Origin of the sequence: Salipiger bermudensis, assembly GCF_020171625.1 — a bacterium.
Classification (GTDB): Bacteria; Pseudomonadota; Alphaproteobacteria; order Rhodobacterales; family Rhodobacteraceae; genus Salipiger; species Salipiger bermudensis_B.
The window spans coordinates 31,760-47,365 of sequence record NZ_JAIUZY010000004.1; the positions used below are offsets into that span (position 1 = coordinate 31,760).

The 15,606-nt window shown below is 68.2% G+C and carries 14 protein-coding genes and 1 tRNA gene; 3 read left to right on the top strand and 12 right to left on the bottom strand.

The window, feature by feature from the left end; all coding sequences use genetic code 11:
* Positions 1-78 precede the first annotated feature (78 nt).
* From prfB to LCM15_RS06720, 4 genes are all read right to left on the bottom strand, one after another.
* Entirely contained in the window at positions 79-1,200 is a 1,122-nt protein-coding gene (prfB, locus tag LCM15_RS06705; RefSeq protein WP_224854670.1) for a peptide chain release factor 2, read from the bottom strand.
* Positions 1,201-1,543: 343 nt separating this feature from the next.
* Positions 1,544-4,081, bottom strand: coding sequence for a penicillin-binding protein 1A (locus tag LCM15_RS06710; RefSeq protein ID WP_224854672.1), 2,538 nt, complete (start codon positions 4,079-4,081; stop codon positions 1,544-1,546).
* Positions 4,082-4,182: 101 nt separating this feature from the next.
* A complete protein-coding gene (locus tag LCM15_RS06715; protein ID WP_224854675.1) occupies positions 4,183-5,385 on the bottom strand; it encodes an N-acetylmuramoyl-L-alanine amidase in 1,203 nt (400 codons plus the stop codon).
* Between the two features lie 129 nt (positions 5,386-5,514).
* Positions 5,515-6,660, bottom strand: coding sequence for a pyridoxal phosphate-dependent aminotransferase (locus tag LCM15_RS06720; protein WP_224854677.1), 1,146 nt, complete (start codon positions 6,658-6,660; stop codon positions 5,515-5,517).
* A 56-nt stretch (positions 6,661-6,716) separates the two neighbouring features.
* On the opposite strand from LCM15_RS06720, the gene LCM15_RS06725 reads away from it, so the two are divergent.
* Positions 6,717-8,054, top strand: a complete 1,338-nt coding sequence (locus LCM15_RS06725; RefSeq protein WP_224854680.1) for a M48 family metalloprotease — start codon at positions 6,717-6,719, stop codon at positions 8,052-8,054.
* 56 nt (positions 8,055-8,110) lie between these two features.
* A complete protein-coding gene (locus LCM15_RS06730) occupies positions 8,111-8,884 on the top strand; it encodes a DsbA family protein (protein WP_224854682.1) in 774 nt (257 codons plus the stop codon).
* An 810-nt stretch (positions 8,885-9,694) separates the two neighbouring features.
* On the opposite strand, the gene LCM15_RS06735 is transcribed toward LCM15_RS06730, so the two are convergent.
* The 5 genes from LCM15_RS06735 to LCM15_RS06755 form a co-directional block, all read right to left on the bottom strand.
* A tRNA-Gln gene (locus LCM15_RS06735) sits at positions 9,695-9,769 on the bottom strand.
* 108 nt (positions 9,770-9,877) lie between these two features.
* Positions 9,878-10,840 carry a GGDEF domain-containing protein gene (locus tag LCM15_RS06740; protein ID WP_224854685.1) on the bottom strand — a complete coding sequence of 321 codons (963 nt, stop codon included), beginning with the start codon at positions 10,838-10,840 and terminating at the stop codon, positions 9,878-9,880.
* Positions 10,837-11,451, bottom strand: coding sequence for a heme NO-binding domain-containing protein (locus LCM15_RS06745; protein WP_224854688.1), 615 nt, complete (start codon positions 11,449-11,451; stop codon positions 10,837-10,839). The genes LCM15_RS06740 and LCM15_RS06745 overlap by 4 nt, the downstream gene beginning before the upstream one ends.
* Before the next feature lie 151 nt (positions 11,452-11,602).
* Complete coding sequence (locus tag LCM15_RS06750; RefSeq protein ID WP_224854691.1) at positions 11,603-12,301, bottom strand: HAD family hydrolase; 699 nt, start codon at positions 12,299-12,301, stop codon at positions 11,603-11,605.
* The gene (locus tag LCM15_RS06755) at positions 12,298-12,582 is read right to left on the bottom strand and encodes a DUF3572 domain-containing protein (protein ID WP_224854694.1); all 285 of its coding nucleotides are present in this window, start codon (positions 12,580-12,582) and stop codon (positions 12,298-12,300) included. The genes LCM15_RS06750 and LCM15_RS06755 overlap by 4 nt, the downstream gene beginning before the upstream one ends.
* A gap of 121 nt (positions 12,583-12,703) precedes the next feature.
* On the opposite strand from LCM15_RS06755, the gene LCM15_RS06760 reads away from it, so the two are divergent.
* The gene (locus LCM15_RS06760; RefSeq protein WP_224854697.1) at positions 12,704-14,104 is read left to right on the top strand and encodes a diguanylate cyclase; all 1,401 of its coding nucleotides are present in this window, start codon (positions 12,704-12,706) and stop codon (positions 14,102-14,104) included.
* A 13-nt stretch (positions 14,105-14,117) separates the two neighbouring features.
* Here LCM15_RS06760 and LCM15_RS06765 read toward each other — a convergent pair whose 3' ends face one another.
* The 3 genes from LCM15_RS06765 to LCM15_RS06775 are packed head-to-tail and all read right to left on the bottom strand — an operon-like array spanning position 14,118 to position 15,585.
* Positions 14,118-14,615, bottom strand: coding sequence for a periplasmic heavy metal sensor (locus LCM15_RS06765; protein ID WP_224854700.1), 498 nt, complete (start codon positions 14,613-14,615; stop codon positions 14,118-14,120).
* 3 nt (positions 14,616-14,618) lie between these two features.
* A complete protein-coding gene (locus LCM15_RS06770; RefSeq protein ID WP_224854702.1) occupies positions 14,619-15,008 on the bottom strand; it encodes a hypothetical protein in 390 nt (129 codons plus the stop codon).
* A complete protein-coding gene (locus LCM15_RS06775) occupies positions 15,001-15,585 on the bottom strand; it encodes an RNA polymerase sigma factor (protein WP_224854705.1) in 585 nt (194 codons plus the stop codon). Before LCM15_RS06775 ends, LCM15_RS06770 begins: the two co-directional genes overlap by 8 nt.
* Positions 15,586-15,606 lie beyond the last annotated feature (21 nt).

Here is a 15,606-nt window from a genome sequence, read left to right on the forward strand (position 1 = left end):
CTGCCCCGGCAATTATGCCAGCAAGACTAGCGGGCGCTCAAAGACCCGGCAAGCACCCCGTCGGGGCGCGGTCCGATCTCAGTCCGCCTGAGCGTCGGCGCGGCTCTTGCCGGCCGCCTTCTGCGCCAGCGTGGCCCCCATGAACGGATCGAGATCGCCGTCCAGCACGCCTTGCGTGTCCGAGGTCTCGTGGCTGGTGCGCAGGTCCTTCACCATCTGGTAGGGCTGCAGCACGTAGGAGCGGATCTGGTTGCCCCAGCCGGCATCGCCCTTGGCTTCGTGCTGGGCGTTGATCTCGGCGTTCCGACGGTCGAGCTCCATCTGGTAGAGACGCGATTTCAGCGCTTTCATGGCGATGTCGCGGTTCTGGTGCTGCGATTTCTCGGAGCTGGTCACCACGATGCCGGTGGGGATGTGGGTGATCCGCACTGCCGAGTCGGTGGTGTTGACGTGCTGGCCGCCGGCGCCGGACGAACGGTAGGTGTCGACCCGGATATCCGACGGGTTCACGTCGATCTCGATGTTGTCGTCGACCACCGGGTAGACCCACACTGAGGCAAACGACGTTTCGCGCGTGCCCTTTCCGAAGGGCGAAATCCGCACCAGCCGGTGCACGCCGCTCTCGGATTTCAGCCAGCCATAGGCGTTGGTGCCGGAGATCTTGTAGGCCACCGACTTGGTGCCCGCCTCGGCGCCCGCTTCCTCCGATTGCAGCTCGACCTCGTAGCCACGCTTCTCGGCCCAGCGGACATACATCCGCTGCAGCATCGCGGCCCAGTCGCAGGCCTCGGTGCCACCGGCGCCGGCGTTGATCTCGAGGAAGGTGTCGTTGCCGTCGGCCTCGCCGTCGAGCAGCGCCTCGAGCTCCTTCTGACCGGCCTTCTCGGCCAGCGCCCTGAGCGCGGTCTCGGCCTCGGAGACGACTTCGTCATCCTCTTCCATCTCGCCCAGCTCGATCAGCTCGACATTGTCCGACAGCTCCTGCTTGATCGAGCTATAGGTCTCCATCGCATCGACGAGGAACTGGCGGTCGCGCATCAGCTTCTGGGCCGCCTGCGGATCGTCCCAGAGATTGGGATCCTCGACGCGGGCATTGAACTCCTCGAGCCGGTGCGGCGCGGTCTCCCAGTCGAGCCGCTGGCCAAGCAGGTCGAGCGATTTCTCGATCTTTTCGACATTCTTCTGGGTCTCGGCACGCATGGCGGTCTCTTTTCGGGAAAACTGTGGTCAGGGGGACATAAACCAGCGCCGCCTCCCCTTCAAGCGCCCGCCGTCCGTTGTGTGCGGGCAAGGCCGGTCGCGGCCTCCCGCATGGCCCCGCCACGAGGCTCTGTCCCTCATATGCGACCCGCCCAGGAAGACCAACCGCCCCCGCGCAATGTCCCCCAACCTGCGCCAGCGCCCGCTCTTCTCTGGTTCAAAAATACCTCGGGGGGAACGCGCGCCCCGCGCGCGTGGGGGGCAGCGCCCCCCCAACCGGTCCGTTCGCGAAGGCGAACGGACATCCAGCCCCCCAACGCAGCGAAAACGGCGCGCTGGAAGCTCAGTACAGGCCGCCCGAGGACAGCGTGCCGAAGCTCGCCTTCGGCCCGACGGTCGCCTTGCGCCCGGTCGAGGTGGTGACCTCGCGCGCCCGAGTGGTGCCGTCGGGCTGGATCAGGTCGAAATTGCCCGACATGGCCCAGCCACCGTCAAGCTGCACCCCGAAGAGCGGCTCCTGGCCCCGGCGGAAACATTCGGCCACCACGTTCGGGCCCGACGCGTTCGGCCCGAGACGGGCACCGGTGAACCGGTCGATATTGATGAACTCGCAGGCCTCGGGCACATCGAAGGCGCCGCCACCGTATTTCTGCACCGCCTCGGTCATGAAGCGCTGGAACACCGGCCCGCACATCGAGGCCCCGTAGGCGCCGCGACCAAGCGGGCTCGGGTTGTCGTAGCCGATGTAGCAGCCGGCGACGATGTTCGAGGTGAAGCCGATGAACCACACGTCCTTGGCGTCGTTGGTGGTCCCGGTCTTGCCCGCGGTGGGCACGCCCAGATCGACCACCCGCGCGGCAGTGCCGCGCTCGACCACGCCTTGCATCATCGAGGTCAGCTGGTAGGCGGTGACCGCGTCCATGACGCGCTCGCGGTTGTTGCGGATCGTCGGCCCGACACCCGGCGGCAGGCTGCCTTCGGCGCAATCGACGCAGACCCGTTCGTTGCCCTTGGCGCTTTCGTGGTTGTAGATCGTGCGGCCGTAGCGGTCCTGCACCCGGTCGACCAGCGTCGGCTCGACGCGTTCGCCGCCGTTGGCGAACATCGCGTAGGCCGAGATCATCTTGTAGAGCGTGGTCTCGTCCGCCCCCAGCGCGTTCGACAGGAAGCGGCCCATGTGGTCGTAGACGCCGAACTTCTCGGCGTAGCGGCCCACCGTGTCCATGCCGACCTCCTGCGCCAGACGGATGGTCATCAGGTTCCGCGACTGCTCGATCCCGGTGCGCAGCGGCGTCGGGCCGTAATAGGTGTTGGACGAGTTCTTCGGCCGCCACACGCCCTGCGGCGTGTCGATCTCGATCGGCGCGTCGATCACGATGGTCGAGGGCGCATACCCTGAGTCGAGCGCCGAGGCGTAGACGAAGGGCTTGAAGGACGAGCCCGGCTGGCGCTGCGCCTGGGTGGCCCGGTTGAACACCGAGGCCTGGTAGGAGAAGCCGCCCTGCATGGCGATCACGCGCCCGGTGTGCACGTCCATCGCCATGAACGCGCCCTGCACCCGCGGCACCTGCCGCAGGCTCCAGCGGATGAAGCTGCCGTCGTGGTCAGCAGTCATCTCGCGCACATGCACCACGTCGCCGCGCTCGAAATTGTCGCGGAAGCTGCCGCGCAGCCACGAGATGTCGTCGCGCGGCACGGAATTGCCACGGGCGTCATCGGTGGGAACGCCCTCGATGCCGAGCTGCATGGCGCTGTCACCGACCTCAAGCACCACCGCAGGCAGCCACTCGTTCTCGAGCGTGATGTCGCGCGCCACCGACGTGTTGGCGAGCGCCTCGCGCCAGGCCTCTTCGGAGCCCAGCTGTTCTTCTGCGATGGTCTTGCCGGTGCCGCGCCAGCGGCCGAGGCTGCGGTCGTAGTTCTCGAGCGAGATGCGCAGCGATTCCGCCGCCTTGGTCTGCATCTCGGGATCGAGCGTGGCCCGCACGCTGAAGCCGCCTGAAAAGAACTCGCCCTCGCCGAAATCGCGGGTCAGCTGGCGGCGGATCTCGTCGGTGAAATAGTCGCGCGGCGGCAGCGAGCGCTGGTAGGGCTCGAAATCGCCGTTCTGGACCGAGCGCAGCGGCTGGGCGCGCTCCTGCTCGTAGACCTCGTCCGAGAGATAGCCGTTGTCGTGCATCTCGCGGAGCACGTAGTCGCGGCGCTGCAGAAGACGCTCCTTGTTGCGCACCGGGTGATAGTCCGACGGCGCCTTCGGCATCGAGGCGAGAAACGCCGCTTCGTGCGGCGCAAGCTCCGACAGGGTCTTGTTGAAATAGGTCTGGGCGGCGGCGGTCACCCCGTAGGAGTTCTGACCGAGAAAGATCTCGTTGAGATAGAGCTCGAGGATCTTCTCCTTGCTCAGCGCCTGCTCGACGCGGGTGGCGAGGATGATCTCCTTGATCTTGCGCTCGGCGCGACGGTCGCCATCGAGGAGGAAGTTCTTCATCACCTGCTGGGTGATCGTCGAGGCGCCGCGCACGTCGCGGCCGCGGGATTTGACCGCGTCGATCACCGCCGCGGCGATGCCGCGCGGGTCATAGCCCTGGTGGGTGTAGAAGTTCTTGTCCTCGGCCGAGATGAACGCCTCTTTCACCAGGTCGGGGATCTGGTCCGCCGGGGTGAACAGGCGCCGCTCCTGCGCGAACTCGTCGATGATCCGACCTTCTTGGCTGTAGATCCGGCTGATCGTGGGCGGGGTGTATTGCGCCAGACTCTCGTGGCTGGGCAGGTCCTGGCCATAGATCCAGATCACCGCGCCCACGGTGAGCGCGAACATCATGATCCCCAGCGTGATGATGCTGAAGATTCCGCCGAAGAAGGAAAGAATGAACCGAGTCACTAAGGGCCGCCTCTGAAGATTGCCGTGTCCTTATACCCTGCACGGGCCGCGGTCAAAACACACGCGGGTGTTCCGGCAGGGCCCTGCCGGGAGCGCCGGCGCTATTGCCGGCGCAGCCGGGCCAGCGCCGCGTCCTCGAGCGCCCAGGCCGCGATGCCGTCCCGGATCCCTGCCGCCATGCCGGCGCGCCAGAATTCGTCCTGCAGGTTGTCGAGATCGCGTGCGGTCGACAGGAATCCGACTTCGATCAGCACCGAGGGAATGTCGGCGGCCTTGAGCACCGAGAAGCCCGCACGGCGCAGCGGCCGCTTGTGTACCGTGCCCACCGCGTTGCGGATGCGATCGACGAGGTGCGTCGCCAGCGCCGTGCTGCGCGGGGCATTGTCGAGCCGGGCGAGATCGAGCAGCACGTCGGCGACGCGGTCATCGGCGCCAGAGAGGTCGAGCCCCGCGAGGATGTCGTCGCGGTCATGGCGCTCGGCCAGCGCCGCAGAGGCGGCGTCCGAGGCATCGTCCGACAGGGTGTAGACGGTGGCGCCATGGGCGATGCCCTCCTCGATGGCGTCCGCGTGCAGAGATATGAATAGGTCGGCCCCCGCCTGATGCGCCAGCGCCACCCGCGCCTCGAGAGAGACGAAGACATCATCCTCGCGGGTCATCTCGACGGCATACCCGTCGCGCCGCAGCACATCACGCAATTCGCGCGCGAAGGTGAGCATCAGGTCGGCTTCGTTGTATCCGTCGCGCTGTGCGCCCGGATCGATGCCGCCATGCCCGGGATCGAGCATGATGCGCAGCGGCGATGAAGGATCGCGCGGCGGCGCCGCGGTGGCGCGCGGCTCCGGCAGATCCCAGCGCCGATCGCGCGGTTCGCCCGACGCGGATTCCATGGCCTCGGCGGTGGCCGGCTCGAGCCGCAGCGCCAGCCGGGCCTCCCCGGTGCTTTCGGTGACGTGCATCCCCGCCCGCTCGATCACCATCGGCTCGGACAGCTCGGCCACCAGACGCGACCAGCCCGAGCGGATGCGCCCGACGCGCAGCGTCGCGATGCTGTCGGACCGGCCGATGTCCTCGGGGTTCGCACCCTGCCAGTCAACCTCGCGGAAATCCACCACCAGCCGGGGCGGCTCGGTGAGTGTGAAGGCGCGCCAGGGCACGCCCTGGCTCAGGTCGAGCCTGAGCTCGGTGCCGCCACGTCGGTCCTCGAGCGTGCCACGCTCAAACAGCGCGCGCCCGCCAAGCTCCTGCGCGACTGCCGCGGAGCCCAGACAGAGCGCCGCCAGTAAAAGGAAGATCCTGCTCATCCGCCATCGATCATGTTGTTTTGCGCCACGCTAACACGCCCGCGCCGGATTCGCAGCCCGCGCGAGAGCCAAGAATTTTCGTCCGAAAATTCTTACCGCCCAAGATTTCTAGGTCGAAAAATCTTGGGCTTACCCACGGTTCTTCATAAACGCCTGAAGCCGCGACAGGCCCTCTTCGATATCCGCCGTGCTGCGCGCATAGGAAAACCGCAGCGTGGCGTGACCGCGCACGGGGTCGAAATCCAGCCCCGGCGTCACCGCCACCCCCGCCGTCTCGAGGATCTCGGCCGCGAAGGCGCGGCTGTCCTCGGTCAGATGGCTGACATCGGCATAGACATAGAACGCCCCATCCGGCGGCGCGATGCGGTCGAAGCCCGCCTTGGGAAGGCCCTCGAGCATCAGGTCCCGGTTCCGGGCGTAGACCGCGAGGTTCTCCTGCAGCTCGTCGCCGCACTCCATCGCCGCCAGCGCCGCCACCTGCGCCGCGTGCGAGGGGCAGATGAACAGGTTCTGCGCCAGCCGCTCGACCTGCCGCACCATGCGCTCGGGCAGAACCAGCCAGCCGACACGCCAGCCGGTCATCGAGAAGTACTTCGAGAACGAGTTGATCACGCAGACATCGTCCGACAGCTCGAGCGCGGTGACCGCGCGCTTGTCGTACTCGATGCCGTGATAGATCTCGTCCGACAGAAACGCCGCGCCCTGAGCGTGGCAGGTCTCGATCATCGCGCCGAGTTCGGCGCGATCGAGCATCGTTCCGGTGGGGTTCGCAGGCGAGGCCATCATCAGGCCCTGATAGTCGACGCCCTTCAGATCCCCGGGCACGAGCTGGTAGCCGTTCGCAGGGCTGGCGGGCACCTCCACCGGCACCAGGTCGAGCGCCTTGAGGATCTGCCGGTAGGACGGGTAGCCCGGCATCCCGAGCGCCACCCGGTCGCCGGCGTCGAACATCGCGGTGAAGGCAAGGATGAAGCCCCCCGACGAGCCGGGCGTGACGACCACGCGGGCCGGATCGAGATCGACGCCGTACCACTCGCCGTAGAGCCGCGCGATGCGCCGGCGCAGCGCCGGCAGACCGAGCGCCACGGTATAGCCCAGCGGATCGGAGGTCATGGTCTCGGCCAGCGTCGCGCGGGCCCGGGCGGGCGCCGGAGACGAAGGCTGGCCCACCTCCATGTGAATGATGTGGCGCCCCGAATCCTCGGCGGCGCGCGCCGCTTCCATGACATCCATCACGATGAAGGGATCGACCGCGCCGCGGCTTGAGTTTCGCATCCTGCTCTCCCATGGTGGCTCGGGATCGGGAGTATTGAGGTTACCGGGGAGGGTCAATGTCCGCCGCCGTTGCACGTCCGTTTGCCGCGCTGCTGCTGGTGGCCACCCTGCTCGTGGCCGCCCTGCCCGCGCGCGCCGTAACCCTGCTGCGCGACGCCGATATCGAGCACGCGCTGGCGATGGTCGCAGCCCCGGTGCTGCGCGGCGCCGGGCTCAGCCCCTCTCAGGTCGAGGTGGTGCTGGTCAAGGATGACAGCCTCAACGCCTTCATCGTCGATCCCGGCACCATCTACATCCATTCCGGACTGGTTATGAAGCTCGAGACCTCCTCGCAGCTGCAGGCGGTGATCGCGCACGAGGCGGCGCATATCACCAACGGCCACATCGTCCGCCGCCTTGGCAACATGCGCAACGCGCGTACCGCCACGGCGCTCGGCATGGCACTGGCGGCCGCCGCCGGGGCCAGCACCGGCAGCGGCGATGCCGCCGCCGCGATCCTGCTGGGCTCGCAGGCCTCGGCGATGAACAATTTCATGTCCCACACCCGCGCCGAAGAAAGCGCCGCCGACATCAGCTCGATCCGCACCATGGTGAATGCCGGGCTCGACCCGCGCGGCGCCGTCGAGGTGCAGGAGCTGTTTCGCGGACAGGAGCTGCTCTCGGCCCCGCGACAGGATCCCTATGTCCGCACCCACCCGCTGACCCGTGACAGGCTGCGGGCGCTGCAGGGGCTGGTCGCCGCCGCCGGCGCGCGCGCCGTGCCCGACCCCGAGACCGAGTACTGGTTCGCCCGCGCCCGGGCCAAGCTCGCCGCCTTCCTGCGCGCACCGAACTGGACGCTGCGCCGGCTCGAGCGGATGCCGAGCAAGGACATCGCGCTGATGGCCGAGGCGGTGGCCCAGCACCGGCAATCCGATCTGAAACGCGCGCTGCGCGCCATCGACGGCGCCATCGCGCTGCGCCCCAGCGATCCGTTCCTGCGCGATCTCAAGGGCCAGATCCTGCTCGAGAGCCGGCAGGCCGGACCGGCGGTGCAGGTCTATGCTCAGGCCCGCCAGCTCGCCCCGCGCAACGCCCAGATCCTCGGCGGTCTCGGACGGGCACAGCTCGCCGCCGGGCAGTACGGCGCCGCGCTCGGCACGCTGGAAGAGGCCCGCGACCGCGACTGGCGCGATGGCCGGGTGCTGCGCGATCTCGCGGTGGCCTATGCCAAGACCGGCAACACCGGGATGGCCTCGGAGGTCACCGCGCAGCGCTACGCGCTTCAGGGCCGCCTGCACGATGCCGGCATCCACGCCAACCGCGCGCTGGGGCTTCTGCCGCGCGGCTCCGCACCCTACCGCCGGGCGCAGGACATCGCCGACGCCGCCGCCCGGGCCGAAAAGAAACGCTGACACCGGGCGAGGCGATCGATAGAGGTCCCTCGACGCACAAAAAGACAGGACTTGCCATGCTGACCCGACTGACCCGCCCCGCCGCCGCGCTGACCCTCGCCGCCGGTCTCGCCGCCGCGCTGCCGGCGACGGCGCAGGATTTCGACATCTCCGACATGACCCCCGAGCAGCGCGAGGCCTTCGGCACACAGGTGCGCGACTACCTGCTCGAGAACCCGCAGGTGATCATGGAGGCGGTCAACGCGCTTGAGAACCGCCAGGCCGAGCAGCAGGCGGTGGCCGACCAGCAGATCGTGGCCGACAATGCCGACGCGCTGTTCCGCGACGGCTTTTCCTATGTCGGCGGCAATCCCGACGGTGACATCACCATCGTCGAGTTCTCGGACTATCGCTGCGGCTATTGCCGCCGCGCCTTCCCCGAGGTCGAGGAGCTGATCGAAAGCGACGGCAACATCCGCTTCATCATGAAGGAGTTCCCGATCCTCGGCGAGGATTCCGTCACCTCCTCGCGCTTCGCCATCGCCACGCTGATGGAAGAGGGCGACGAGGCCTACAAGGCGGTGCATGACGCGCTGATCACCCTCGAGGGCGAGCCCTCCGAGCAGGTGCTGCGCCGCCTCGCCGACACGCTGGGCCTCGATGCCGAGGCGATCATCGCGCGGATGTCCGACGAGGAAGTGACCCGCCGCATCCAGGAGACCCGCGAGCTGGCGACCAGGCTGCAGATCAACGGCACGCCGAGCTTCGTCTTCGGCGACCAGATGCTGCGCGGCTACGTCCCGCTCGACGGGATGCGTCAACTGGTCGAGCAGATCCGCTCCGAGGGCTAAGCCCCACCGCGCCGCCCGCGCTTCCATGCCGGGCGGCGCCCCCACGGCCCGCGAGGCGCCTGCGCTCGCCGTTATGAGCGGAGGGATTGCCGTCTAACGTGATGAAGTTAAATGAATCTGATTTCGTTTCGCTCATGTAAATATGCAGTTCGCGTGCCTTGGCTCATCTGATTAGGTTCACTGAACCTCAAGCACCCCGTTCTGGCGCGGTGATTGCCCTCTCTGAGAGGACCGCGCCGCCCCCTCTCGAACCGCCCATCCGTCAGCCCCCGGCGACTCGCCCGAGCCCCTCATCGGCGAGATCGCCGACGGTCTCTATGTGTGTTCGCGGAGGGCACTCGCCGGCGGGGCTGGTGCAGATCATCGAACGCACCCCGATGGCCCCGCGCGCTGAGACAGCGGCAGCGGCGACGCGCGAGACCACCGACGCGGTCAGCGCGGTGGCCAAACACTCTCTTGAGACCAACCGCCGTATCCCAGGCGCGCTTTCCCGTATCCTGAATCGTGGTGACCGCACCCAAAGGCTGTGCGGTGCGGGGGATTTGGGCTCGAAGCCACCGCCCCTGCGCAGATCGATAGGCTGGAGGCGCTTGGCCTCACGCTCCACGATTCGGGCGGCGGGACTGGTTCTCGCTGGGGGAAAATCCCTTGCTTCGAGCCAACCGATGTGACGACACGCGCCTTTCAGAAAGGCCGCGATCCAGATGGCACGCCCATGCAAGGACCGCCGTTGCAGGCCTTGAGCAAAGGCACGTATCGGTTGGACCTGGTGGGATCCGATCACCGATAAACGTCAATTTTCGAGAGACTTGGCTGGGGTGGTAGGATTCGAACCTACGGTACACTGTACCAAAAACAGCTGCCTTACCACTTGGCTACACCCCAACCGTGGCGGCGGTATTACTGTAGGTGTTCGGGGGACGCAAGACCTCCGAATGCAAAAAGTTCATCTCTTTTCGACTTACGTGAAGACAACCTTCCAGAGCTCGCGGTTCACGCAAACGCATGGCGGCTGCGGCCCTCGCGTTTGGCGGCGTAGAGCGCCGCGTCCGCCTGCGCCAGAAGCCCCGCGACACCGTCAGGCGATGGGCAGTCGGGATCGTGCAGGGAGATTCCGATGCTTGCCGAGACTTGGCAGGTGCCGCTCTCGATCGGAACCGGCACCTCGATTCGTGCGATCAGCTGGCGCGCCAGATCCGACAACCGGTCGCGGTCGGTCAGACCCAGCGGCAGGATGACGAACTCGTCCCCGCCGATCCGCGCCACGAGATCGTTCTTGCGCGTCAGGTCCAGCATCGTCCGCGCCACCACCTGCAGAACCCGGTCGCCGGCGGCATGGCCGCGGCTGTCGTTGACCTGCTTGAAATGATCGAGATCGAGATGCAGCACGGCGAACCGCTCGCCGCCGCGGATCAGCCGCTGCAGCAGGTGATCCAGAGCCCTGCGATTGCCCAGACCGGTCAGGGGATCGGTGAAGGCGCGCTGCTCGGCGGCCTGCATCGCGCCCTGCAGGCGACGGTTGAGGGTGCGCGACGATTCCATCGCGGCGCTCTTGGCCTCGACCAGATAGAGCATGTCGATCGCAAGATCGGTGGCCGCGAAATCGCTGCTCGTGAGTGCATGGCGGCGCACCGCCTCGACCACGCCGATGCCGAAGGAGAGGTTGAGCACCGCCCCCCCGTGACCGTCGGGCATCGCCAGCCCCTTTAGGGCCAGCCCGGCACGACCGCGAAGGCGCAGCTGCAGCTTGCGCCCCGCGAGCGACAAAAGCTCCGGCACCGTGGAGACGGCGCGCGGGCGGTAGATCTCGACCAGCTGGGCAAAGGACGCGCCCTCCCCCTCTCCGGGGTCGAGAACCTTGGCCAGCGTCGGACCAAGCGACACGACCTGCCCGTCCGGGCCGATTGCCATGTGCAGCGGCATCAGGGCCGCCATCGTCTCGGGCGGCAGGCTCACCCTCCTTTCACCTGGCGCGGCGGCGCGCCGCCCAGCTCGAAGCTGCGACCGGCCGCGAAATCCGTCTGCACCACGGTGATCTCGATCCGCTCGTGAGCCGCGCTTTCGCCGGCATGACCAAGCATGACCAGCGCGCCATAATCATCGGCCATCGCGCGCAGCACGCCGACCAGCACGTGCCCGAGGCCACGCGGATGGCTGCGGCGTGGCCTGCAGATCAGCTCGAACGCCCCGCCGTCCCGATCGCAGAGTTCAAGCTCGGGCAGATCGAGATCCGCCACCGCGAGCCGCGCCCTGCCCGGCAGATCCTCGAGCGAATGCAGGAAATCGATGAAGTCGATCCCGCCATAGCGCATCAGCCTGCGCAATCCCTCGTTGTTGGGATGGGTGATGAGGTAGGTGCCGATATCCTCGAGGATCGCATCGCCGGCTTTGTCAAGGCGCAGCACCGCAGCCTCCAGCACCCGCGCGACCGTTGCGGGCTCGTAATTGAGCATCGCCTCGAAGTCGGGGCTGTCGAGATCGGCGCGACGGGCAATCTCGGCCCAGGTGCCCGCCCCGTAGGTATCCTGCAGGAAACACTGAAGTGTCCGCGCCAGAAGCCCGTGCATCCGTTCTATCCGCTCGCTTCGCTTGGCTGTGGTTTCGCTTGGCCGTCGTTGCGGGCAGTGTCGGAGACGGAGGTTAACGCCGGCACAACAATCACAATTTGCCCGAAATTTCCGGCAAAGCGCTGGCACGGGTCACGGGGGCCGGCGCGCCTTAGCCTGCCATCAACCAGCCCGGCAAATGGCCGACATCCGGCAACACGACATCGGCAAGCGGCGCAAGCTGCTCGGCGCCGATCGGACCGGTCAGCACCGCCACGGTCTGCATCCCCGCGGCCCGCCCGGCGTTCAGATCGTGCGGGCTGTCGCCGACCATGACCACCCGGTCCGGCGCAAGCCCCAGCCGGTCCGAGAACGCCAGCAGCGGCGCGGGATCGGGCTTGGCCCCGAAGCCGCTGTCGAACCCGGCGATGAAGTCGAACACGCCGCGAATCCCGACATGGTCGAGATGCGCATATGCGACGCTCTCGGCGTCGTTGGTCATCACGCCGAGCGCCAGCCCGAGCGCTTCGAGCTGCGCCATCAGCGGCACCAGAGGCGCGGCCTCCACCAGCGGCGCCTGGGCTCCGCTGCGCTCGAGATAGGCCTCGACCTCGGCGACGCTGCGTTCGGGCAGCACCGAGGCGAGACAGGCTGCAGCCTCGCGGTTGGTGCCGGCCACCACCGGGCTGTCCGCCCGGAAAGCCTGGCGTTCCAGATCGAACCGCGCGGCCTCTGCAAGCGCGTGGAGTGTCGCCTCGCTGCCCCCGGAGAGGTGTTGCAGCGCGGCCCACCCCCAGGCGTTCCATGTGGCTCCGAACTCGAACAGCGTGCCGTCCTTGTCGAACAGCACGGCATCGGCGCGCAGCTTCATGTCCAGTTCACCTCGCCACCGCCCGGCAGCATGGCGCGCGCCATGCGCGGGGTCTCGTAGGACAACGACTGCGCGTCGCAGAAGCCGGAGATCCAGGCGTCGTCCATGAGGATGAAATCGAGCACCGCGCCCTGAAACACCGGGTCCTCGAGCGCCGCGCGGAAATCCTCCTGCGAGGCGCCGGTGGCGCCAAGAAACACCGGCAGAAGCTCGTCATTGGTGGCCAGCCAGGCCACCGCCTGAAGTCCGATCAGTTCAGCGCTGTCGCGGGAAAGTGCCATGGGACGCCTACAATCCGAAAGAGATTATTAACCATTCTGCGGGAAGACTTCCCACATCAGGACGCTGGCGCCCCGGTTGCTTGCGTAGCGCATGGTGGAAAAGGCTGCAATGACGGCAAAGGTGCTTATCGCCGATGGTTTCGCGACCCACCGCATCTCGCTGGCAGCGATGCTGGACCGGGCGTTCTATGATGTCATCGTCACCGAAAACGGCGCCGATGCGTTGCGCAGGATACGCGCGGAGCAGCCAGACCTCGTCATCGCGTCGACGGCCCTGCCCGACATCGATCCGGCGCGGTTCTGCGAAAAGGCCCGGGCGTTCAAGGCCAGCGCGGAGATGCCCGTCATCCTGCTCGGCGGCGCGCCCTCGAGCGCCGAGCGCCTTGCCCTGCTCGCGGCGGGCGCCGACGATGTGCTGCCCGCCCCGGTCGACCGGCGCCTGCTTCTGGCGGGTCTGCGCAACCGGCTGCGCGCGCGCGCGGCCGACGCCGACCTGTCGCTGCGCGACGACACCGGACTGACGCTCGGGCTGGCCGAGGCGGCCGGCGCCGCGATCCAGCCGCCGGCGCGCGTGGCGCTGATCGAGATGTCGGCGGAGGGCGATATCTCCGTGGCGCTCGACAAGCTTCAAGCTCTCGTTCCGGACCGGGTCGAGTTGTTGACCGCCTCCGAGGCGCTGCGCGCCAGCGCCACCCCGCCCGAGGCCTTCATCATCGTCGAGAGCGGCCCGCAGCCGCGCGGCGGGCTCACGCTGCTGACGCAGCTGCGCGCCAGCCCGAGCGTGCACAAGGCCGCTCTGCTCTATGTCGGAAGCGCAGCGCGGCTGAAACAGGCGGCGGCGGCGCTCGATCTTGGCGCCGACGACGTGCTCGTGGGGGCGCTCGATCCCGAGGAGCTGGCTCTACGCCTGCCGCGTCAGATCACGCGCAAACGCAACCACGACCGGCAAAGGGCCGACCTGCGGAACGGGGCCAAAGCGGCCCTGATCGACCCGCTGACCGGGCTTCTCAACCGCCGCTACGCGCTGCCTCACGTCGCGCGCCTGCTCGAGCGAGCCAAGGACCGACACCGCGGCTTTGCCGTGCTGCTGGCCGATCTCGACCGTTTCAAGGAGGTGAACGACCGCTTCGGCCACGCGGCCGGCGACGTGGTCCTGCGCGATGTCGCACGCCGCATGGGCAGCGTGCTGCGGCCGGGTGACCTGCTCGCGCGGATCGGCGGGGAGGAGTTCCTCGTCACCCTGCCCGACACAAGCGCCGGCGCTGCTCACGCCATCGGGCAACGGCTGCGCGCCTCGGTGGCGTCAGGCGGAGTCTGCGTGCCCGGAACCCGTGAGCATCCGCAGGTCACGCTGAGCATCGGGGTCGCGCTGTCGGGAATCGGCGCGGCGATGGGGGTCGACGCGCTGCTCGACCGGGCAGACCGGGCGCTCTATGCCGCCAAGGATGCGGGGCGCGACAGGGTCATGGCGTGGCACGACCCGCAGGAGGCGCCATGCCGCGCCGTCGGGGCCGGAAGATGAGGCCGGCCCGGCCCTAGCGCTTGTGCTTGCGGATCCACGCGCCGATCTCGTCGATCTTGACTTCGAGCCGCCGGGCATAGGCCTCGCGCTCTTCGGGCGAAAGCCTCGCGACATACTCGACCAGCATCTCCTGCCCTTCTTTCTGCCGGCGCTCGGCACGGGCGCCCTGCCGGTTCAGCGTGGCGGCAAAGGCGTCCTGATCGAAGGGCTCGGTCCGCAAGGTCTCGATCGCGGATCGGTACCCGGCGAGGAAATCGCCCGGTGCGCCGCGCTGCCCCTCGATCCGGTGGCGCAGCGCGCGGCCGAGGTCGCGGCGCTGATCCTCGTCGAGGGCGTGGGTGTAGGGGAAGACGAAATCGCGCCCGCGCGGCGGCCCGCCCCGCTCCATGTCGGGTCGGTTGAGATACAGCCCCGCCACCACGCCTGCGACCGCCAGGTTGGTGGCCAGAGAAGCAAACAGCACGATGCGCATCCCGAGGGTCATTTTCGGCTTTTTGGCGTCTTCGGTCATGGCTCAGTATCCCAGCATCGCGACATCGAACCCGCTGGCAGGCTCGAAGGTGGTGTAACTGTCAGAGGCCGTGAGGCTCGTGGTCCCGCTGGTCCAGCCGGACAGCCCCGCCGGCGTGACCGCTCCGAGCCAGACCCCTGCGGCGCAGGCCGCCGCGAGCCCGGCCACCGCGGGCCATCCGCCAAGCGCCGGGATCAGATCGTGCAGCCGCGGCCCGCGGCGCGGGCGCGCGGCGAGGTCCGCGACCTCGGGCATCGGCGCTGCCGGCTGTTCCTCCAGCGCCATCGCCTCCATGCGCGCCAGCCAGTCGCCCGAAGGCGCAGGCGCCTCGGCGCGGCCCGCCTCGAACCACGGGCCCAGCCCCGCCTCTTCTGCCCTGCGCTTCTCACTCATCGTCATATCCCAGCTCTGCGCGGCGGGCCCCGAGCAGGCCCTCCAGCGCCTTGCGGCCCCGCGCAGTCAGACTTTCGACCGCACGCACGCCTATGTCCATGATCTCGGCGATCTCGGGGTTCGCCAGCCCCTCGAGATGACGCAGGATCACCGCCTGTTTCTGTCGTTCGGGCAGCCTGTCGAGCGCCGCCTGCAAGGCCGCGCCGCGCGCCGTCTCCTGCAGTTCCTGCTCGACCGACCTCGCCGGATCGGGCGGCTCTGCCACCGCATCGAGATCGACATGCCCGCCCCGCGCCTTGCGAATCCGGTCGATGCAGAGGTTCGACACCACCCGGTAGAGCCAGGTCGAGACCTTGGCCTCACCCGTGCGCCAGCCCGGTGCCGCGCGCCACAGCCGCAGCAGGGCCTCCTGCGCGACGTCTTCGGCCTCGGCGCGGTCCTTCAGCATCCGCATCGCCACGCCAAAGGCCTTGGGACCCAGACGCAGGGTGAGCGCCCGCGCCGCGGCGGGCTCTCCGGCCGCATAGGCCGCGAGCAGATCCTCGTCACTGCTGTCGCTCATCGCGTCATATGGCATCCGGTCCATCCAACTGCGCTA